Source organism: Shewanella colwelliana (assembly GCF_001735525.1).
GTDB lineage: Bacteria > Pseudomonadota > Gammaproteobacteria > Enterobacterales > Shewanellaceae > Shewanella > Shewanella colwelliana.
In genome coordinates this window covers 225,407-245,042 of the sequence record NZ_MCBT01000001.1, presented here as the reverse complement: position 1 = coordinate 245,042, position 19,636 = coordinate 225,407, and the positions used below count along the sequence as shown (strand labels likewise).

Genomic DNA, 19,636 nt, shown 5'->3' with positions numbered 1-19,636 from the left:
ATTGATAGTTCTAGTCGCTCTGACTAAGCTATCAATCTTAGCCAGATAAAAACGCCAGCATTCACTGCTGGCGTTTTGCATTAAGCACTATGTGTTTACGCTCGCATTGCTTTCTCACCGCGGCAAAGACCGACAACACCCGACCGAGAGACTTCAATCACTTTAGTGATCTCACCAATAGCGCTGATGAAGGCATCGAGTTTATCTGAGGTGCCCGCCATCTGAATGGTGTATAGCTCAGCGGTAACGTCGACAATTTGACCGCGGAAAATATCGGCAGTGCGTTTCACTTCTTCTCGTCCCGCACCTTTTGCCTTTACTTTTACTAAGGCTAGCTCACGCTCAATGTGGCTGGCTTCAGTAATGTTGGAGACTTTTAGGATATCAATCAGCTTGTGTAGCTGTTTTTCAATCTGTTCCAACACAGCTTCATCTGCTTCGAGGGTGATGTTAAGTCGAGAGAGGGTGGCATCATCTGTTGGTGCAACAGTCAGCGTCTCAATATTGTAGCCGCGTTGTGAGAACAGGCCGACGACACGTGACAAAGCACCCGGTTGGTTTTCAAGTAATACAGAAATAATACGGCGCATTAGCTTTTCTCCGTTTTGCTTAACCACATCTCGTTCATTGCTCCGCCACGGATCAGCATGGGGTAGACGTGCTCAGTTTCATCGACACTGATATCGACAAAGACCAACTTATCTTTCATAGCCAACGCTTTTTCAAGGCCAGCCTCAAGTTCAGCTGGATCGCTAATTGTCATGCCAACATGACCATAGGCTTCTGCAATTTTTGCAAAATTAGGTACAGAGTCCATATAAGAGTGAGAGTGACGGCCTGAATAGATCATATCCTGCCACTGTTTCACCATGCCTAAAAAGCGGTTGTTGAGGTTAATGATTTTCACCGGTGTATCGTATTGCAACGCAGTTGATAGCTCTTGAATATTCATCTGAATCGAGCCGTCACCCGTCACGCAGATCACGGTTTCATCGGGTTTGGCCATTTTGACACCCATGGCGGCAGGTAAACCAAAGCCCATGGTGCCTAGGCCACCCGAGTTAATCCAACGACGAGGTTTATTAAACGGGTAATAGAGTGCGGCAAACATCTGATGCTGACCAACATCAGAGGCCACATAAGCATCACCATTGGTGAGTTTATGCAGGGTTTCAATGACCTGTTGTGGCTTAATGCGGTCAGTGGTTTTGTCATAGCTTAAGCTATTGCGGCTACGCCACTGATTGATCTCGCTCCACCAATAGTCGATGGCACCTTCATCATTTTTGAGATGTTCATCTTCATCGAGCAATGCCAACATATTGTCTAGAATATTGTCGGCAGAGCCAACGATGGGGATGTCGACTCTTACGGTTTTTGAAATAGAGGAAGGGTCGATATCAATATGTAAAATGGTTGCATTAGGGCAATATTTTTCAACGTTATTGGTGGTTCGATCGTCGAAACGTACCCCAATACCAAAAATTAAATCTGAGTTGTGCATGGCCATATTGGCTTCATAGCAACCGTGCATGCCTAACATACCGATACTATTCGCGTGGGTGCCGGGAAATGCACCAAGCCCCATCAGCGTGCTGACAACGGGGATCCCCAGCTTTTCAGATAGGGTTAAAATTTGTTGGTCGCAGCCAGAGATCACGGCACCGCCGCCGACATAAAGTACAGGTTTTTTAGCACTGAGTAGCGCTTGCAAGCCGCGGCGTATTTGGCCACGATGACCTGTGGTCGTTGGATTATATGAACGCATATTGATTGCTTCAGGATATTGGTATTCATGCAATATCTCAGGGTTTAAACAATCCTTTGGAATATCCACCACGACAGGACCTGGGCGGCCAGTTGCAGCAATATAAAATGCTTTTTTGATAATGCCCGGAATATCTTTGGCGTCGGTGACCAAGAAGCTGTGTTTCACCACTGGGCGTGAGATACCAATCATGTCACACTCTTGGAATGCGTCATTGCCGATAAGATTACTTGGTACTTGACCAGATAACACCACAAGGGGAATGGAGTCCATGTAAGCGGTGGCAATCCCTGTGATGGCATTGGTTGCGCCTGGGCCTGATGTGACCAGTACCACACCAACTTCGCCCGTGGCACGCGCGTAGCCATCAGCCATATGCACAGCGGCTTGTTCGTGTCTAACTAGGATATGTTCGATGCCAGATTTCTGGTGCAGTGCATCATAGATGTCGAGCACTGAGCCACCAGGGTAGCCGAATATGTGTTTAACGCCTTCGTCGATTAAAGAACGGACGATCATGCTGGCGCCGGATAACTTCTCCATTGGTGATCCCTCATAAGTTACCGCTACGGTATGCAGTATCTTGCTACAGCGACGGTAATCGCTTGAATAATTAAGTTTGAAGGGTAATTCAAACTCGCTAACCACCCTGAAATTTGCTTTTCGCCTGTAGGCTTGGGGTGACTGTTATCTAATGAACAGAATTTCATCATATAAAAAAGAGTTGTTAATACAAGCATTTTCTTTAAAAAAATTTATAAGATGAATAAAAATCATCATTTTAAAAACGAAACCTTGTAAGGTTTGGCCTGATTTTCTTTGATTTGCGTGGATATTAGCCGAGTGGGAGCACCCAGCCACTTGCTAGTAATGCGCTGAAAGTAAGAGACTTAAAATTAAGTCGTGGAGGACAGGTGACGTAATAAACATCAAGGTCACCTGTTTTTGGGCTATAAGCACTAATTTTGTGCTTGATGGGCGAAAAACTGAAATAGACCGACCAAGCACACCGCGCCTAACATTAACGCCGAAAAGGGCACGGCAGTTCCTGTGTAAAACAGCGCCAGTAGTGGTCCAGCTAATGCTCCGCAGCCAAAGCGTAATGTGCCTATTACCGCTGTTGCAGTGCCGGTTTCTTGTTGAAACTTCATCAACACAATCGCATCAGCATTGACTGACATTATCCCTAAGAAGCCCATAAATGGGATGAGCATGGCAACCGTGTAGTGAAAACTTAATTCTAATAGGTTAACGCTGAGTAGCGCGAGTCCAGCAAGAGTGGCTAGAATCGTGGCTGCTTTGAGCATTCGACGCGAGCCATATTTGACCACAATACGGCTGTTGATAATGTTCGCTGCCATTAACGCGCCCACATTTGTGCTAAATAAAATCGCAAACAGGGATTTATCTAAACCAAACACTTCCATATACACAAAAGGCGAAGCAGTTAAGTAGCAGAAAAAAGCAAATGAGGTCATAACGCCACTGGCAATATGCAGTTTGACGCCTGGCTTAGTAAAGACCACGGCATAGGCACCAAAAAAAGACTTCTGGCTGCGACTGCCTTGGTCTCTATCACTGGGCATTTTCAGCTTTAATACCACTAAGCTAAGTAAAAAAAGTGCATAGAATGCCAAGATAAAGAATATAAGATGCCATTCGCCAAACTCTAAAATTAGGCTACCAACACTGGGGGCCAGTAGGGGGGCTAGCATCATGATCAAGCTAACATAGGACATCCCTTTGGCGGTATTATCCCCGTAGATCTCTTTGATATACCCAGGTACAACAACGGTTGCAGCTGCCCCAATGAAGGCTTGCAAAAACCGCAAGCTAAGGAACACTTCAACATTCTTCACAAACGCAAGTGCTAGACTAACGAGCATAAAACCACTCAGGCCAATGATAACCAGAGGCCGACGACCAATGCGATCGGCAATGGGGCCGAACGTCAACATGCCCAGAGCGTACCCAGCAAGATAGAGGCTTAAAGATTGCTGCACTGTGGTGATACTTGAATCAAAACTGCTAGCAAGTGTCGCCATAGCGGGTAGATACATATCAATCGCAAGGGGAGTGATGGCCACAATTGCCGCTAGCATAGGAATCAATAGCGTCAAATTTAATACGCTTGCTGTATTGGTTTGGTTCGGGATCGACGTTGACTTCACTCATACCTCTTGTGATGAATTGATGACGAAAATATGCTGATAACAAGGGGAAGAGAGTTGTTACCTGAAATGAAGCTTAATTGTAAGGGATCTATAGCCAAAGTGGCCAATGATTTATCCATAAAGCCCCATCGATTGTTGAGCTGATTTGTAACAAATATTTGCTTAAGCTTTATACTGCTGCGCTTGTTGGTTTTCGATGAGCGATTTGTTGATTCTCAGTGAATAGCTTGCTGTTTTGTGCCGCGATTAGTGTAAAAATTCGGGAACAATACCGATAAATTTGTCTTCAAAACGTCATCTCAATGTCACTTAGCTGTCGTCATCTCCACTTAGATTACCTCTATTTATCGCGTCATTTTGGCGTGAATTTGGGCATAACTTTATTAAAAGTGGGAATTTTATAATGAGAATGACAGTAATCGCATCGTTTATTGCCGGATTAACGTTAACGGCCTGCAGCGGTGATGACGGTAAAAATGGGGTGGATGGGCAAAATGGTGTGGCCAGTTTAGTGAAGGTTACCGCACTAAAAATAGGTGACCCACAATGTGCGCTGGGTGGCCAGATGATTCAAACAGGCTTAGACAGCAATATCAGCGGAGTGCTTGACGAATCAGAGATTGATACTGCTCAGACTCAGTACCTTTGCACATCAAGCGGTATCGGATTGCATGCTAACCTAGTTGGGCGCTTCGAGTCGGGAGATTTTGGTCAAAGTGCTGCAGAAATTGTTGATTTTCATGCCGCGTCTAAACAGATTTTTGTGGTCAATGCTAACAGCGGCATGGTTGATATCCTCGATGCATCAAATTTGGCTACGTCACCGATAGTAGATGCTGACCGCCTACAATTGAATAACGTGGCTAAGCTTCGCTCATTAGATGTGGCTAAGGATGTCAATCAAACGCTGCTTGGCGGCGTTAATAGCTTAGCCATTTATGACAACTTGCTAGCTGTGGCGGTAGAACGCGCCGATACCCTAGGTAATAGTAAGCAAGGCAACGGAGTGATTGCTTTCTATCTGCTTAATGATACTGGCACCGCCGTTTATCAACATGCGGTAGAGGTTGGAGCACTGCCTGATAATGTGGTATTCACTCATGATGGAAAGCGAGTGATTGTTGCCAATGAGGGTGAGCCAAATGATGACTATAGTGTCGATCCACAGGGTTCTATCGCTGTGATTGCTGTTGATGATGGCGTTGTCGCTAAAACAGCTAGCTTCATCGACTTTAGCGCATTTAATGTTGGTGCTAGCCGCGCTGAAGCCTTGAGTCCACTGATTAAAATCAACGGCCCTGGGGCGACAGTTGCACAAGATATAGAGCCTGAATATATTGCGGTTTCAAGTGATAACAAGCAAGCCTTTGTGAGTTTGCAAGAGAACAACGCGATTGCGGTAATAAATTTAGATAGTTTAACAATCGATAGCATTTTTTCCATTAGGGCTCAAAGACTTTGGTCAAGCTCATAACGCTATCGATGCCAGTGATAAGGACGATAGGGTTAACCTCCAAACCTATGATGGTGTTTATGGCATGTATCAGCCAGATACTATCGCCAGTTACTCTTGGCATGGAGCCGAGTTTGTGGTGACGGCTAATGAAGGGGATTCACGTGACTATAAGGGGTTTTCAGAAGAGGCCCGGGCAGAAGATCTAGTCTTAGATCCCAACCATCCACAATTTGCAGCGGTGAAAGATAAGACCCAGTTGGCACGACTCAAGGTCACCACCTCAATGGGCGATGAGGACGGTGATGGTGATCATGACAAAATCCTTGCTTATGGTGGACGTTCATTCTCAATTTGGGATCAAAATGGTCAACAGGTGTTTGACAGCGGTAGCGATTTTGCGCGGATCACCTCGGCTGTCTTAGCTGATAACTTTAATAACAGTAATGAACAAAACAAGGGCGACAGTCGCAGCGATGATAAAGGGGCTGAACCAGAGGCTCTAGCGATAGGACGGATAGGTGATAAGTATTACGCTTTCATTGGCTTAGAGCGCACTTCTGGCTTTATGATTTACGATGTCACTAATCCATTTGCTGTGCAGTTTGTGGACTATGTTATCAATCGCAATTTTGAGGTTGATTTTGACATTGATGGCAATGATATAAGCGGTACGCCGGAGCTGGCGGGTGACTTAGGCCCTGAGGGAATGAAATTTGTCAGTGCGGCAAGTAGCCCAACAGGGCAGCCGTTACTGATTATCGGCAATGAAGTCAGTGGAACGACAAGTGTCTATCAATTGGCCTTATAAGCCGCCAATACGCTAAAAATAGCCTTAGTTGTTTTAGGCGTTATATTAAACTGAATAACAAGGGAGTGCGATTGGCACTCCCTTGTTATTTTATGCCTGTGCGCGGCTTGCAAACCCTAGATAATTGCCTGAAGATGTCCGCATACTCATTATCTACTCGCTGTCGTTTAACGCCTCGATGCGGCACCCATTTAATATTGAGCAATTTAGGCAAGCTTATGAAATATATTGGATATTAAGCCAAAAAACTGTTGCCAATGTGCATCATGGGATGGTCATGATTCAATTATGGTCTTTCTGGAAGTTTTGGCGAGGTGTTAGGGGACTGCCGCGCTAAAGTTGTCAGGTTGCATTGGTATGCGTTTGGTCAATAACAGAAATTAAGGGATTTTCATGAAAACAATTGGCCTGTTAGGCGGCATGAGCTGGGAGTCGACAGCAACCTACTACCAAAAAATCAATCAAGGGATAAAACGCGAATGTGGTGGATTAACCTCGGCTCAAATTGTGCTAAACAGTGTCAACTTTGCTGAAATTGAAGCTATGCAACATCAGGGCGATTGGGGCGGTACCGCTAAGATATTGAGTGAGGCGGCGCTTTCTGTGGAACGCGGGGGCGCAGATTTTATATTGATCTGTACCAACACTATGCACAAAGTATTTGATGAAATTGCCCATGCGGTGTCTATTCCTTTGGTGCACATTGTCGATGCGACGGCTGAGGTGTTACAGCTGCAAGGGATCAAACGTATCGGTCTTTTAGGTACCCGTTTCACCATGGAGCAAGCATTCTATAAAGGCCGGCTAGCAAACCATTTTGGTATCGAAACGTTAGTCCCGACGCCCTCTGAGCAAACAGTCATTCATGATGTTATCTATCAAGAGCTTTGTTGCGGCATTATCAGTGAAACGTCTAAAGCCAGGTATCTTGAGGTGATAACCGCATTGAAGGAGCAAGGAGCTGAAGCGATAATTTTAGGCTGTACAGAAATAGCGCTCTTGGTCGACCAAACAGATACCGACGTACCACTTTATGACACTGCGGCGCTGCATTGTGAGCGTGCAGTGCGCTTGGCACTGATAGACAGCGTGTGAACGAGTGATCCGCGCTTCGCTTTGGCAAAGCTCATGGGATTATGCTTGGCGCTAAATGTTTAGCGCCTAATGCCGTAGCCTTTATTTATTGCCTCTGTGAACCTTATAAGTTAGATCAGACCACTGAGTATGTACTGTGCTGCAAGTTAGTGATGCAGTGTTTTATCTCCTGCAGTATCTGCTCAAAAACCGTGTCGTTAACAACACCGCCTATGCTGATGCGGACATAGTTATCGTGATTATCGAAATCATCGCCATTGCGCACTAAAATTCCCTTAGCGGCCAACGCTGTCACTAGGTGGTGTGCTTTGATTGGCGTAGGCATCTGTATCCAGCCATTTAAGCCTCGCCATCGATGTTTAAGCCTTAAGTCATTAAATACGGCTTTACATCTCTGCTGCCGAGCGCGGATCAGCGTATCTCGTTCGCCACTGAGTTTGCCACTGGTGATGACTCTGGCAGCAATCTCAACATTTAAGGGCGACACCATCCAGCATTGGCTATGCAGCGCTAATTTCACGTTCGCCATAATCGAGGTGGGCAGTAACATAAACCCTTGTCTTAATCCGCCACCAAAGCGTTTCGATAGACTCGACAGGTAGACAACTTGTCGACTGGCAGCTTCAGAGCGTTGTTGTGCTTGCTGCCACAAAGGTAAGTGCCACTCTTCAGGGAGGCAGTAATTGACATCATCTTCGATGATATAAAATTGGTGTTCTACCGCTAAGTCCAGCAGGGCGATACGCTGTGCCATGCTGTATTGAATGCAGGTTGGGTTTTGATTATTGAGTGTTAGATAGATAGCTTTTGGTTGATGCTGTTTAACCAATGTTGTCAGCGCTTCCAGATCTACCCCTTCACTGGTCAATGGTATACCAAAGTGGTTGATATTAAGTTGGGTTGCAGCAACCTTTATCCCTGGATAGCAGTGTGCTTCGTGCAGTAATACCTCTCCAGGTTGGAGTAAACTATTTAACAGCGTGAATATGCCTTGCTGCGCACCATGGGTAAACAGAATTTGCTCAGGGTGATGGCTAATCCCTTGATAGGTTAACCATCGGTGAAACACTCGTTGATGATGATTGAGCGGGTTAGCGTGATAGCCCATTAACTCAGTGAGTTTGGCTGGTTCTTTGGCTAAATCAGCGAGGATATCACTTAAAGTACTGGTTTGATCGCCAAGCGGTGGCTGACAGGTGGCCAAGTTGACCTGTTGGGATGTATCGGCCGTCAGATGGGACTTTACATAGGTACCATCCCCCACTTTTGCTTCAACATAACCTCTTTGCTCCGCCAGTGCATAAGCACGGGTCACCGTGCCGACCGTCACTCCTAATACATCGGCTAGGCGTCGTTGAGGAGGGAGTTTTTGCTGTAGGCCAATTTCACCGGATTGAATGGCGGCTTCGATTGCACTCGTAAGTTGTTGATATTTTGGTCCGTTAAAGTCGGCTAAGTTTGGCGTCCAAATTGTACCCATTACAATAAATCCATTGAACCAAATAATTATCAAGCTAATATGAGCTGGAATCGACTTTGTGTCAATAATTGTATGCGTACGATTTTGCTGGGTAGTGTGGAGGCATGACTAATTATGATAGATGAATCATTAATGGCTTTAATGACGTCGGCAGCACTGTTTTGTGCCACCATGACAATGACGCCAGGACCAAACAATGTGTTACTGGCCACATCAGGTGCTAATTATGGTGTCAAAAAAACTGTGCCTCATGTGGTAGGGATCCGTATTGGTTCAAGTAGTTTACACCTAGCTATGCTGTTGGGACTTGGTGCGCTGTTTCAGCAGTGGCCACAGTTCCACACTGGACTTAAATATCTGTCGCTTATCTATCTGCTTTATCTAGCCCTGAAAATTGCTCGCTTGCCTACAAGTGATGAGATCCGTGCTCAAGATGCTAAGCCGATGACTTTATCAGAGGCGGCGCTATTTCAGTGGATAAACCCTAAGTCTTGGATGGCCACTGTTACCCTATGTAGTGCGTTTACACTTGCCGGTGATGCTTATTGGTTGAGCGCTGTTGCAGGGATGATGGTGTTTAATATGGTCGGATTTCCAGCCTCATTTACGTGGGTATTTCTAGGTGCTGGCATTCGTCATAAGCTTAGTTCACCGAAAAGACGGGCGCGATTTAACTATTTGATGAGTGGTCTACTCCTAGTGTGTATACCTATGATGATTCACTAGCCATAGCGCGCCATTTGCAGTGTTAAAAAGGGACAATATAAAAAATTGTCCCCTTCATGGGCACTCATTAATCGCTATATTGGGACCAAAGGTGTGGCTTTTACCGCTTTCCAGCCATGTAGGATATTTGTCCATGATAGCAATAAATAAAGGGCTCTCTATATGCTGCCTCAGCCATCGCTGTGTTAGTGGAAACGGGGCGGAGTTCCACCAGGTTAAATCGACATGAGCAAATTGGCGAATGAACGGGAATATGGCATAGTCCGCGATGCTGTGACGGTCGTTAATCAGGGAGAGATGTTTAGTCTGGTCTGTCAGCGCACCACTATGTGCCAATTGGCGCTCTAGGACTTGGATGAATTGCTCACCTTGAGCGCGATAATAGCTTTCGTCATGTTCAGGGTGGCGATCCGCGTACTTATACTTATCTAACCAAGGTTTAAATTCAGTATCATTTTGCGCGATCAATGCCATGGCTTGTTGTTGTAGTGTTGGTGTTTGACTTAACTGCAGATCGTGGGGGTCGTTGCATGCCAATGCCCATTGCATGATTGCCAAACTTTCATCAATGACCTGACCACTTTCAAGCAGTAACACAGGGACGGTCCCCTTAGGGCTAGCTTCTAGCATCGCGTCGGGCTTATGTTTAAGCACTATCTCTCTTAACGCAACGGTTTGCTGAGCAAGCAATATTCCCAGTCTGGCGCGCATAGCGTAGGGACAACGTCTAAATGAGTACAGTATGGGGTGGGGCATCAACTTCTCCTTTTTGGCCGCTATTTTTAACTGCTTTGGCCGTGATGGCAAACCATAATCACCACTTTCTATTCTGTCTGGCTATATACCCTTACTTTTTGTCCCTGTTTGTTTGACTGTGATTTAGGTAAAATCGCCGCCAATTTTGTGCTGCAAGTCACTTTTTGTTGCACACCACCATGCACTGGGGATTAAGCCTCAGCCAGCAGTTAGAGGTTAATATGTCCCAAGTCGTCGTTTGTGCGTTATATAAGTTTGTTGCGTTACCCCACTTTGAACAGATCCAGCAGCCGTTATTGGTGCAGATGGAATCCTTATCGATTAAAGGTACCTTGTTGCTTGCCAGTGAAGGGATTAATGGCACCGTTGCGGGCGGCCAAAGTGCAATCGACTCACTACTTGCGTGGTTGGATGGCCAGCCTGGGCTGGACAATATCGTCTATAAGTTATCGTTTGATGATGAGATGCCGTTCTATCGGACTAAGGTTAAGCTCAAAAAAGAGATTGTGACCATGGGTGTTGAGGGTATCGACCCTCGTAAAGTTGTGGGCACCTATGTGAAACCGCAAGATTGGAATGCACTGATTTCTGATCCCGACGTGTTACTGATTGATACGCGTAATGATTATGAGGTGAGTATTGGCACCTTTAAACATGCGGTTGATCCTAAGACGCAAACGTTTCGTGAATTTCCTGCCTATGTCAAAGATAACCTAGATCCAAATCAGCACAAAAAAGTGGCGATGTTCTGTACTGGTGGCATTCGTTGTGAAAAGTCGACCGCTTACCTAAAAGAGCAAGGGTTTGATGAGGTTTACCACTTGGAAGGTGGCGTGCTTAAATACCTTGAAGAGGTAAAACCAGAAGAAAGCTTATGGGAAGGCGAGTGTTTTGTATTCGATAATCGAGTATCGGTAAATCATCACCTTGAGAAAGGCGAGTACGATCAATGTAATGCTTGTCGCTTACCGATCACCGAAGCGGATAAAGCCAGTGAGCATTATGTCAAAGGCGTGAGCTGTCCACACTGTATCGATAAGGTTTCTGATAAACAGCGAGCACGTTTTGAAGAGCGTGAACGTCAAGTTCAGTTGGCTAAATCTCGTGGCGAATCTCATATCGGCAGCGATGTGAATAGCGTAATTGAACAAAGACGCATGCAAAAAGCACAGTTAAAACAAAGTCAAAATACCAAGACTGAAAAATAAGCCGAGTAAAAGAGGTAAAAACGCCATAGAAGGCTATACTCATATTACTGCTAGCAGTTTGTTGCATCGGGCGACAACTCATTTTTACGGCAGGGTTAGCAGAGTGTGGTTAGCTGTTTTGGTGTTAGTTTTTTGGTTTGTCAGCAAGACTTCTGTTAACGGTTTTAAAGTAAGCAACAAAAGCGGGTATTGCATTAAGCAATGCTCGCTTTTTACTTTTATGGCCATTGTCCTGCGCAGTAAAGTGGGTATATTTCAACAAGCAACTATGTTCTAATTACGCCTTTAATTCGCGCAGACATTACCGCTCGATTATTCACCTTTTAAGCCGTTGTATTAAAGAAGCTAAAACGTCTTTAAAATAATGGCTTGATAACAGTAAAAAGGCCAGTAACACCTATGTTCAATCAATCGTCAACCCGTTTAAATAAATATATCAGTGAAAGTGGCATCTGCTCGCGAAGAGAAGCTGACCGATATGTTGAGCAGGGCAATGTGTTCATTAATGGTAAACGTGCAACCATAGGTGATCAGGTCTCTGCTGGTGACATTGTTAAGGTGAACGGGCAATTGATTGAACCAAAAGATGCAGAAGATTTTATTTTTATCGCCTTAAACAAACCCGTGGGTATTGTTAGTACCACTGAAGGCACCGAACGAGACAATATTGTGGATTTTGTTAACCACAGCTCACGAATCTTCCCCATTGGTCGCTTGGATAAAGACTCACAAGGTTTGATTTTTCTGACTAATAATGGTGATTTAGTCAATAAAATTTTGCGTGCTGGTAATAAGCATGAAAAAGAGTACATAGTGACGGTGAACAAACCCATTACTGATGACTTTATTGCTGGGATGAGTGGCGGTGTGCCTATCCTTGGTGTAGTGACGAAAAAGTGCAAGGTCACTAAGGTATCGCCACTGAGTTTTAAGATCACCCTGATCCAGGGGTTAAACCGCCAGATCCGCCGTATGTGTGAACATTTCAACTTTGAAGTGACTAAGTTAGATCGTGTGCGAATAATGAATGTCAGTTTAAAAGGTTTACCTGTGGGTGAGTGGCGCGATCTCACCGACGATGAGTTAATGGTTTTATTGAAAGCCTCTGAAGGGTCTTCCTCTGAGGCCAACCCTAAAACCAAAAGTAGTAAAAATAGTAAGCCTCGCAGCGGTGGTCATAGTAGTAAGAGTGGCAGCAAGCCCGCTGGTAATAAAAACAGTAAGCATGTCAAGAAAAGTGCGCCCAGACGAGGCGGCTCTAAACCGGCATCGCGCACCGGTGGCAAGCCATCGAGACCGGCAAAAAGTGGTCATAGACGTTAAGCATTCACACATTAAGATAACTCATTAAAAAGCGCCGAGAAGGCGCTTTTTTGTGTCAAACACTCGTGGTTTATGGTTTTTTCGCTGGAGTGGATTGAGGGTTTTGCTCCTTATCTAAAACACCACTAAGCAGATCCATGGGTAATGGGAACAAAATGGTCGAATTTTTTTCAGAGGCTATTTCAGTCAATGTTTGTAGGTAGCGAAGCAAAATGGCGTTGGGCTCTTTAGCGAGGGTTTCTGCCGCCTCCACCAGTTTTGCCGAGGCTTCCATCTCACCGGATGCATGGATAACCTTAGCACGTCTTGTCCGCTCAGCTTCGGCTTGCCTGGCGATAGCCCTAACCATGGTTTCATTGAGATCGACATGTTTAATCTCTACATTGGAAACTTTTATTCCCCAACTGTCGGTGCGGCTATCGAGGATAGCGCGAATATCGGTATTGAGCATTTCGCGGTTGGCCAACATCTCATCGAGCTCATGCTGCCCGAGTACCGATCGCAATGTGGTTTGAGCCAGTTGTGAAGTCGCTTGCAGGTAATCCTCGACGTTAATGATGGCTTTTTGAGCATCAATAACCCGAAAGTAGATCACAGCGTTAACTCGTACCGATACGTTATCACGGCTAATAACATCTTGAGTGGGCACATCCATCACTACGGTGCGCAAATCGACACGAACCATTTGCTGCACAAGCGGAATGACTATCACTAATCCAGGACCTTTGACCTTATAGAATCGTCCCAGCATAAAGACCACACCGCGCTCATATTCTCTTAAAATTTTAAAGGTACTAAATAGCACCACCAAGATGAAAAACATCAAGGCAGCAAAAAATAGATTGGTGTTATAGGCTAGGGTTTCCATGAGTATCTTCCTCGTTAGGCATGACTAACAGTGGTTCGATTTTGAGGGTCAGGTGATCGCGTTCAATCACTCTAACCTGTTGGTTCGTTTCAGTAGGCGTGTCGCTAATGGCCGCCCACTCTTCGCCTGCAAGGTGCACTATGCCTTGTTGTTCAAAGCCTTCAACTACTGTTGCTACAGCACCTATGATTGCTGCATCACCGCTAACTACAGGCCGACGTCTATTGCTCCAAAGCGTGGATAGTACCCACAGCGAAAAGAGCGTCGAGGTAAGAGTTACTGCTGCGATGAGTGGTAAAGAGATGGCAAACTGCTGCTGAGTATCGAGTAAAAAAAGTGAGCCGATTGAAAAGGCAACGACGCCACCGAGACCAAATAGGCCAAAGCTGGGAACCATTGATTCTGCGATAAGTAACACAATACCTAGCAGTAGCAAGCCCAATCCAGCATAGTTAAGCGGCAACATCTGAAACGCATACATGGCAATAATTAGGGCTATCCCGCCAGTAATCCCTGCCAGCCCAATGCCTGGGCTGTAAAATTCAAGTATTAGGCCGTAGATGCCAATAAGCATCAAGATATAGGCAATATTTGGGTTGGTGATTGTTGCGATTAGTTGATTCCGCCAATCACTTGGATGTTCGACCAAAATGGCATTGCTGAGATTGAGTTTTTGGGTGTTTCGTTCGAGGGTGAGTGGCCAGCCATTGAGCTTGTCGATAAGTTGATCTTCATTATCGGCGACAAGATCTATCACCTGTTGTTCTAATGCCTCCGCAGCGGTGAGCGTAGCAGCCTCTTTTACGGCAAGTTCTGCCCAGGATTGATTTCGGCCTCTAAGTTGCGCTATCGATCGAATATAGGCGATGGCATCGTTGAGCACTTTTCGCTCCATGGCGCTGCTATCGTCATTGCTGTCCTCTTTTGAGCTCGATGACGGGCTGCCCATCTGTACCGGCGTAGCGGCTCCTAAGGTTGTAGCGGGTGCCATGGCTGCAATATGGCAAGCGTAAAGAATATACGTCCCTGCGCTCATGGCTCTTGCACCAGTGGGGGCGACAAAGCAGGCAATGGGTATTTGTGAGGCCAAGATTGTTTGGTTGATGTCTCTTAAGCTACTGACGAGGCCACCAGGGGTGTCGAGCACTATAAGGATTAAGGTGGGCTGCTCAGTTTGACTCAGATTATTGGCATGGACAATTTCATTTACCAAATATTCACTCACTGCGGGGCCGATAGCGCCTTCGAACCTAAGCACTGTAATGGTTTGATGACTTGTTGCTTCTGAAGATTGGGGACTCACTTGGCCGTAACAGAATAGGGCTAGACCGAGCAAGCCAAGAGTAAATAATAAGCGTGTAAACATGGAAAACATAAGGGCTCCTCAGACATCGCTTATGGTTAAGTTTAGTTGATATTGCACCCATTAGAGGTTTTATAGCTGACTTGCTTGCATGGCTGTGGTAATTATCGGCAAGTAATGTAAACGCTGACCTATTTGCGTCGCTTTAGTTGTCTTTTAATGTCAGTGTGCTATTTTTCACGGCTTTTTATTGGGTGGAGCCGAGAAATGTTTGTTGGATTTGATTATGGCAGTGCCAATTGTGCCGTGGGGATCATGGAGCAAGGGCAGGTACGTTTGTTACCTTTGTCTAAAGATTCAAATTATTTGGTTTCAACCTTATATGCTTTAGATCGCGATCTCATTTGTGAAGCGGTGTTGCAGCAGCTAAGCCAAGATAAAAAAGCCCAGTATAGCAAGCTCCGTGCAGCGCAGTTAAGCCGTGCTCGTCATGCAAGGAGAGAACTAGACCTAGATCCCGATGAGCAAGCCGTGTTTGTTGGTGAGCAAGCGGTGCAGGCGTATTTAGATATGCCAGAAGAGGGCTTTTATGTGCGCTCGCCAAAGTCATTTCTGGGGGCGACAGGCTTGCGAGTCGATCAGGTCGCGCTGTTTGAAGATATTGTCACTATGATGATGTTGCACATCAAACAGTTAGCCGACGGATTACTCAATGGGGCGCAAATTACCCATGCGGTCATTGGCCGCCCGGTGAATTTTCAGGGCATTGGTGGTGAAGAGAGTAATCGTCAAGCAGAAGATATTTTGCGTTTAGCAGCGTCTCGCGCGGGTTTTGAAGATGTCGCTTTTTTGTTTGAGCCTTTGGCGGCCGGCATGGACTTTGAAGCGAGTCTAAACAGTGATAAAACCGTTTTAGTGGTGGACGTGGGCGGCGGTACTACAGATTGTTCTGTGGTGAACATGGGTCCAGCACATATAGATAAAGTCGATCGAAGTGAGGACTTTTTGGGGCACAGTGGTCAACGTATTGGCGGTAACGATCTGGATATCGCGTTGTCGATGAAGGCGTTTATGCATCACTTGGGTTTAGGCTCTATGATGGTTAACGGCTTACCTGTTCCGAGTAAACCTTTTTGGAATGCGGTGGCGGTCAATGACATTAGCGCTCAACGAGAATTTGCCACTTTAAGCAGCAGTAATATGATTAAAGAGCTGATTAAGGATGCAGAGCGTGCCGATCTATTAAATCGATTGTTGAAAGTGCAACGTGATCAGCTCGGTTACCGTATTGTGCGCAGTGCAGAGTCGGCTAAAATTGCGCTGTCAGAGCAAGGTGAGATATCCATGGCGCTTGATTATATCTGTCCTGCACTTCATGCTGAGGTGAGCACGCAGATGTTTATCGACGCCATTGCTCAGCCTGTTGCCCAGATACAGGCCTTGATGGCTCAAGCCATTGATGAAGCAGGCCAACTGCCTGACATTATTTATGTTACTGGCGGTACGGCAAAAAGTCCTGCGATTTATAATAAGATTGCTGCCATTTACCCAGAAATTGAAATCGTGGTGGGTGATCATTTTGGTAGTGTGACCGCTGGTCTAACTCGTTGGTCTCAGAGAGTTTTTAATTGATTTTCAAGGAGAGAAAAATGAAGTACGCTAAGTTAGGCTTATTCATCGGATTAATGATCAGCCTGTTTGGATGTGGTGATGATGTTGGCAAAGTTAGTCTTGGCATGTTTACCACTAAAGATGTGATCATCGATGCCCGTGATGACCCAAAAATACCAGGGGTAACTTGTCATATTAGTCGTATTGAGGCCAATCTTGATTTTGCTGATCCATCGGATATGGGCATTGCTTGTCGTCAAACTGGACCGATAGATAAGGCTGATATTGCGCGTATAGATAGAAGTAAAAATGGTGAAGTGGTGTTTAAGGAGTCATTGAGTATTCTGTTTAAGGCGCTGAAGGTTCGCCGTATTTATGATGCAGAGAATCAAACGCTTATCTATTTATCTTACTCAACTAAAGAGACCAACGGTAGCCATAAACATGCCATCTCTACAGTGCCCCTGTACGGAACGAATGCGTGGCAATCAGCCGAGGTGGTGACAACACCTTAGTGGCACTTTACGCCCTTGTTGCCTTTAATCAATTGGTTAACTTATCGCTTAGCGTTTGAGGTTCAACTATATTTGGTGTAGACGCGCCGTCAATGTGCGGCGTTACTGCACTGGGTCATAGGGGAGCAACGGATGCATATCTCATCTTATCTTTTACTGATGGTCGAACAAGGCGCATCGGATCTGTTTTTTACCCCTGATTCTCCAGTGTTAATAAAAGTTGAAGGCATCTCATCTCCGTTAAATGAAGCGCAAGCATTAAGCGCTGCCCAGGTTAAGTCATTTGCATACTCCTTAATGAAAGACCATCAGTTGCACACCTTCGAGCAACAGTGGGATATTAGTATCGGGGTCACCATAGAGAATGTCGGGCGTTTTCGCGTCAGTATATTTCGTCAACGTAATCAAGTCGCTATGGTGATAAGGCTGGTGCGCAGTGAGCCGCCGCAACTCGACAGTCTTAATCTACCTGAATATTTAAAGCAGCTGGTGATGCTGCAGCGAGGGTTAATTTTAGTCGCAGGTGCCACAGGCTCGGGTAAGTCCAGCACATTGGCTGCGATGATCGATCACCGTAATTCACAACAACATGGACATATTCTCACTATTGAAGATCCGATAGAGTTTATTCATACCTATAAAAAATCTGTGGTTAACCAAAGGGAGGTCGGGGAAGATACTAAAAGCTTCGATAGTGCGTTAAAAAGTGCCATGCGAGAAGCGCCTGATGTGATCCTTATCGGTGAGATTAGAGATGAATCAACCATGCGCAATGCAATTAACTACGCGGAAACGGGGCATCTCTGTTTAGCGACCATCCATGCCAGCAACAGCATAGAAACCTTAGATAGAGTGATTAATCTTTTTCCTGAGCGGCAACATAAGCAGCTACTCATCGATCTGTCCCACAACCTTAGAGCGATTGTATGTCAGCGGTTGATCCCTGGGCTTGAAGGTAAACGCTGGCCTGCGGTGGAAATTTTACGAGATACACCATTTATAAAAGAGCTGATTAAACAGGCTAAAGTAGACGAAATTCGTGATGCGTTGGAACGTAATTTAGAAAAAGAGATCACCACATTCGATAATGCGGTTTTGGCCCTTTACCAAGCCAGACGGATTACGAAAGAGCATGCCATCGCTTATGGGGATTCGCAACACAATGTCGAGGTGCAAATTAGGCTACTTGACAGCAAAGCGGTGAGTGAAGGGCGCTATGATGATGTGGATGTTGATAAATAAACTGCCATGGAGTGACGGCGCCAATTAACTTGGCGCCGTGGTAACTATTTAGCGATAACTTGATTAAACCGTTCAAACCCTGCGCTGAGATCGGCAATTAAATCCTCGGGGTTTTCAAGACCAATATGCAAACGGATTAACGGTTTGCTGCTATCCCACTGAGTTGCTGTACGCAGCTTGTCGATACCAAATACCCCAAGAATTAGGCTCTCATACCCGCCCCAAGAAAACCCCATTTTAAAATGCGCCATGTTTTCGACAAATGCGGTTACCGCTTTGAGGTTGCCCTCTTTGAGTACAAATGAGAACAGCCCATTGGCTGCGCTGAAGTCGCGTTTGAAAAACTCGTGCCCAGGGCAAGATTCAAAGGCGGGGTGACGCAGATGGTCAACTTCTGGACGAGTGGCTAACCAGTTGGCCACCTTTAAGGCGTTTTGTTCATGTTGTGCCATGCGCACGCCCAGCGTGCGCAGACCACGGCTGGCAAGATAGACATCGTCTGGAGACGTACATTGCCCCATGAGGTAACTATGCTCGCGCAGTTGTTCCCAGTGTTCTGCGTTGGCAGTGGCTGTGCCCATCATGACGTCAGAGTGGCCAACAATATATTTGGTGGCCGCTTGGATGGAGATATCTACCCCCATCTCAAATGGACGAGAATTGATTGGAGATGCCCATGTGTTGTCGAGCATCACAACGATGCCATGCTGGTGGGCGATTTTACTTAAGGTTGGTACATCCTGAACTTCCATGGTGATAGAGCCGGGTGACTCTAAAAACAACACTTTAGTATTTGGGCGAATGAGTTCTGCGATCCCTTCACCAATCATAGGGTCGTAGTAGGTGGTTTCTATACCAAAACCTTTTAGTAATTTATTGCATAGGTCGCGGGTTGGCTCATAGGCACTATCGACCATAAGTAGATGATCGCCAGATTGAAGAAAAGAGAGCAGGGCACCTGAAATTGCCGCGGAGCCCGATGGATAAAGTGCCGTGCCTTCACCACCTTCGAGTTGGGCGATAGCGGCTTGAAACGCAAAATGGGTAGGTGTTCCACGGCGGCCATAAAACATCTCGCCATTGGCACGATTCTGGATAGCAAAACGCATCTCTTCCATGGTATCGAATACCACAGTCGATGCACGAAATACAGGGGGATTTATTACCCCTTTGCTCCACTTTTTATCGCGACCAACACTAACAATTTGAGTCTCTTTTTTCATTGTGACGATTCCATGGCTAATCTATATCTAATTTAGCCATCTTAACATCTAAATGGCTAAATGAAAGTGAGTAATTGTCA

Annotated in this window: 15 protein-coding genes and 1 pseudogene; 8 read left to right on the top strand and 8 right to left on the bottom strand. The window is 45.7% G+C overall.

From position 1 onward, the window contains the following. Positions 1–95: 95 nt before the first annotated feature. From ilvN to BEL05_RS01060, 3 genes are all read right to left on the bottom strand, one after another. On the bottom strand, positions 96–590 hold the full coding sequence (gene ilvN / locus BEL05_RS01070; protein ID WP_028764909.1) for an acetolactate synthase small subunit: 495 nt from the start codon (positions 588–590) through the stop codon (positions 96–98). Next, complete coding sequence (locus BEL05_RS01065) at positions 590–2,311, bottom strand: acetolactate synthase 3 large subunit (RefSeq protein WP_028764910.1); 1,722 nt, start codon at positions 2,309–2,311, stop codon at positions 590–592. The genes ilvN and BEL05_RS01065 overlap by 1 nt, the downstream gene beginning before the upstream one ends. Before the next feature lie 416 nt (positions 2,312–2,727). Next, positions 2,728–3,939 (bottom strand): multidrug effflux MFS transporter, encoded by a 1,212-nt coding sequence (locus BEL05_RS01060; RefSeq protein ID WP_037429136.1) that lies wholly within the window; start codon positions 3,937–3,939, stop codon positions 2,728–2,730. A 406-nt stretch (positions 3,940–4,345) separates the two neighbouring features. On the opposite strand from BEL05_RS01060, the pseudogene BEL05_RS01055 reads away from it, so the two are divergent. Together BEL05_RS01055 and BEL05_RS01050 are read left to right on the top strand one after the other, a co-directional pair. After that, positions 4,346–6,206, top strand: a pseudogene (locus BEL05_RS01055) (choice-of-anchor I family protein). A 393-nt stretch (positions 6,207–6,599) separates the two neighbouring features. Next, complete coding sequence (locus BEL05_RS01050) at positions 6,600–7,301, top strand: aspartate/glutamate racemase family protein (RefSeq protein ID WP_028764912.1); 702 nt, start codon at positions 6,600–6,602, stop codon at positions 7,299–7,301. 115 nt (positions 7,302–7,416) lie between these two features. Here the strand turns inward: BEL05_RS01050 and BEL05_RS01045 are convergent, their stop codons facing one another. Next, entirely contained in the window at positions 7,417–8,781 is a 1,365-nt protein-coding gene (locus BEL05_RS01045) for an aminotransferase-like domain-containing protein (RefSeq protein ID WP_028764913.1), read from the bottom strand. 114 nt (positions 8,782–8,895) lie between these two features. Between BEL05_RS01045 and BEL05_RS01040 the strand changes: the two genes are divergently transcribed. Further along, on the top strand, positions 8,896–9,507 hold the full coding sequence (locus BEL05_RS01040) for a LysE family translocator (protein ID WP_069670009.1): 612 nt from the start codon (positions 8,896–8,898) through the stop codon (positions 9,505–9,507). 54 nt (positions 9,508–9,561) lie between these two features. Here BEL05_RS01040 and BEL05_RS01035 read toward each other — a convergent pair whose 3' ends face one another. Beyond that, positions 9,562–10,263, bottom strand: coding sequence for a glutathione S-transferase (locus BEL05_RS01035; protein ID WP_069670008.1), 702 nt, complete (start codon positions 10,261–10,263; stop codon positions 9,562–9,564). Positions 10,264–10,484: 221 nt separating this feature from the next. On the opposite strand from BEL05_RS01035, the gene trhO reads away from it, so the two are divergent. Together trhO and rluF are read left to right on the top strand one after the other, a co-directional pair. Continuing rightward, positions 10,485–11,471 carry an oxygen-dependent tRNA uridine(34) hydroxylase TrhO gene (trhO, locus tag BEL05_RS01030; RefSeq protein ID WP_069670007.1) on the top strand — a complete coding sequence of 329 codons (987 nt, stop codon included), beginning with the start codon at positions 10,485–10,487 and terminating at the stop codon, positions 11,469–11,471. A gap of 399 nt (positions 11,472–11,870) precedes the next feature. After that, complete coding sequence (gene rluF, locus BEL05_RS01025; protein ID WP_028764917.1) at positions 11,871–12,794, top strand: 23S rRNA pseudouridine(2604) synthase RluF; 924 nt, start codon at positions 11,871–11,873, stop codon at positions 12,792–12,794. Between the two features lie 70 nt (positions 12,795–12,864). Here rluF and BEL05_RS01020 read toward each other — a convergent pair whose 3' ends face one another. Both BEL05_RS01020 and BEL05_RS01015 read right to left on the bottom strand, forming a co-directional pair. Continuing rightward, the gene (locus BEL05_RS01020; RefSeq protein WP_069670006.1) at positions 12,865–13,662 is read right to left on the bottom strand and encodes a slipin family protein; all 798 of its coding nucleotides are present in this window, start codon (positions 13,660–13,662) and stop codon (positions 12,865–12,867) included. Continuing rightward, positions 13,643–15,037 carry an NfeD family protein gene (locus tag BEL05_RS01015; protein ID WP_069670005.1) on the bottom strand — a complete coding sequence of 465 codons (1,395 nt, stop codon included), beginning with the start codon at positions 15,035–15,037 and terminating at the stop codon, positions 13,643–13,645. Before BEL05_RS01015 ends, BEL05_RS01020 begins: the two co-directional genes overlap by 20 nt. Positions 15,038–15,232: 195 nt before the next feature. On the opposite strand from BEL05_RS01015, the gene yegD reads away from it, so the two are divergent. From yegD to BEL05_RS01000, 3 genes are all read left to right on the top strand, one after another. Continuing rightward, positions 15,233–16,597, top strand: a complete 1,365-nt coding sequence (gene yegD, locus BEL05_RS01010; RefSeq protein ID WP_069670004.1) for a molecular chaperone — start codon at positions 15,233–15,235, stop codon at positions 16,595–16,597. A 17-nt stretch (positions 16,598–16,614) separates the two neighbouring features. Then, complete coding sequence (locus tag BEL05_RS01005; protein WP_069670003.1) at positions 16,615–17,091, top strand: CreA family protein; 477 nt, start codon at positions 16,615–16,617, stop codon at positions 17,089–17,091. 132 nt (positions 17,092–17,223) lie between these two features. Beyond that, the gene (locus tag BEL05_RS01000; RefSeq protein WP_028764922.1) at positions 17,224–18,333 is read left to right on the top strand and encodes a PilT/PilU family type 4a pilus ATPase; all 1,110 of its coding nucleotides are present in this window, start codon (positions 17,224–17,226) and stop codon (positions 18,331–18,333) included. A gap of 44 nt (positions 18,334–18,377) precedes the next feature. On the opposite strand, the gene BEL05_RS00995 is transcribed toward BEL05_RS01000, so the two are convergent. Then, positions 18,378–19,556 carry a cystathionine beta-lyase gene (locus BEL05_RS00995; protein WP_028764923.1) on the bottom strand — a complete coding sequence of 393 codons (1,179 nt, stop codon included), beginning with the start codon at positions 19,554–19,556 and terminating at the stop codon, positions 18,378–18,380. Positions 19,557–19,636: the final 80 nt, after the last annotated feature.

What these genes read in the sequence shown, in the direction of transcription:
- yegD (WP_069670004.1), top strand. Translation starts at nt 15,233, where the DNA reads ATGTTTGTTGGATTTGATTATGGCAGTGCCAATTGTGCCGTGGGGATC.
- BEL05_RS01040 (WP_069670009.1), top strand. Translation starts at nt 8,896, where the DNA reads ATGATAGATGAATCATTAATGGCTTTAATGACGTCGGCAGCACTGTTT.
- BEL05_RS00995 (WP_028764923.1), bottom strand. Translation starts at nt 19,556, where the DNA reads ATGAAAAAAGAGACTCAAATTGTTAGTGTTGGTCGCGATAAAAAGTGG.
- BEL05_RS01050 (WP_028764912.1), top strand. Translation starts at nt 6,600, where the DNA reads ATGAAAACAATTGGCCTGTTAGGCGGCATGAGCTGGGAGTCGACAGCA.
- BEL05_RS01015 (WP_069670005.1), bottom strand. Translation starts at nt 15,037, where the DNA reads ATGTTTTCCATGTTTACACGCTTATTATTTACTCTTGGCTTGCTCGGT.
- trhO (WP_069670007.1), top strand. Translation starts at nt 10,485, where the DNA reads ATGTCCCAAGTCGTCGTTTGTGCGTTATATAAGTTTGTTGCGTTACCC.
- BEL05_RS01065 (WP_028764910.1), bottom strand. Translation starts at nt 2,311, where the DNA reads ATGGAGAAGTTATCCGGCGCCAGCATGATCGTCCGTTCTTTAATCGAC.
- BEL05_RS01005 (WP_069670003.1), top strand. Translation starts at nt 16,615, where the DNA reads ATGAAGTACGCTAAGTTAGGCTTATTCATCGGATTAATGATCAGCCTG.
- BEL05_RS01035 (WP_069670008.1), bottom strand. Translation starts at nt 10,263, where the DNA reads ATGCCCCACCCCATACTGTACTCATTTAGACGTTGTCCCTACGCTATG.
- ilvN (WP_028764909.1), bottom strand. Translation starts at nt 590, where the DNA reads ATGCGCCGTATTATTTCTGTATTACTTGAAAACCAACCGGGTGCTTTG.
- BEL05_RS01045 (WP_028764913.1), bottom strand. Translation starts at nt 8,781, where the DNA reads ATGGGTACAATTTGGACGCCAAACTTAGCCGACTTTAACGGACCAAAA.
- rluF (WP_028764917.1), top strand. Translation starts at nt 11,871, where the DNA reads ATGTTCAATCAATCGTCAACCCGTTTAAATAAATATATCAGTGAAAGT.
- BEL05_RS01020 (WP_069670006.1), bottom strand. Translation starts at nt 13,662, where the DNA reads ATGGAAACCCTAGCCTATAACACCAATCTATTTTTTGCTGCCTTGATG.
- BEL05_RS01000 (WP_028764922.1), top strand. Translation starts at nt 17,224, where the DNA reads ATGCATATCTCATCTTATCTTTTACTGATGGTCGAACAAGGCGCATCG.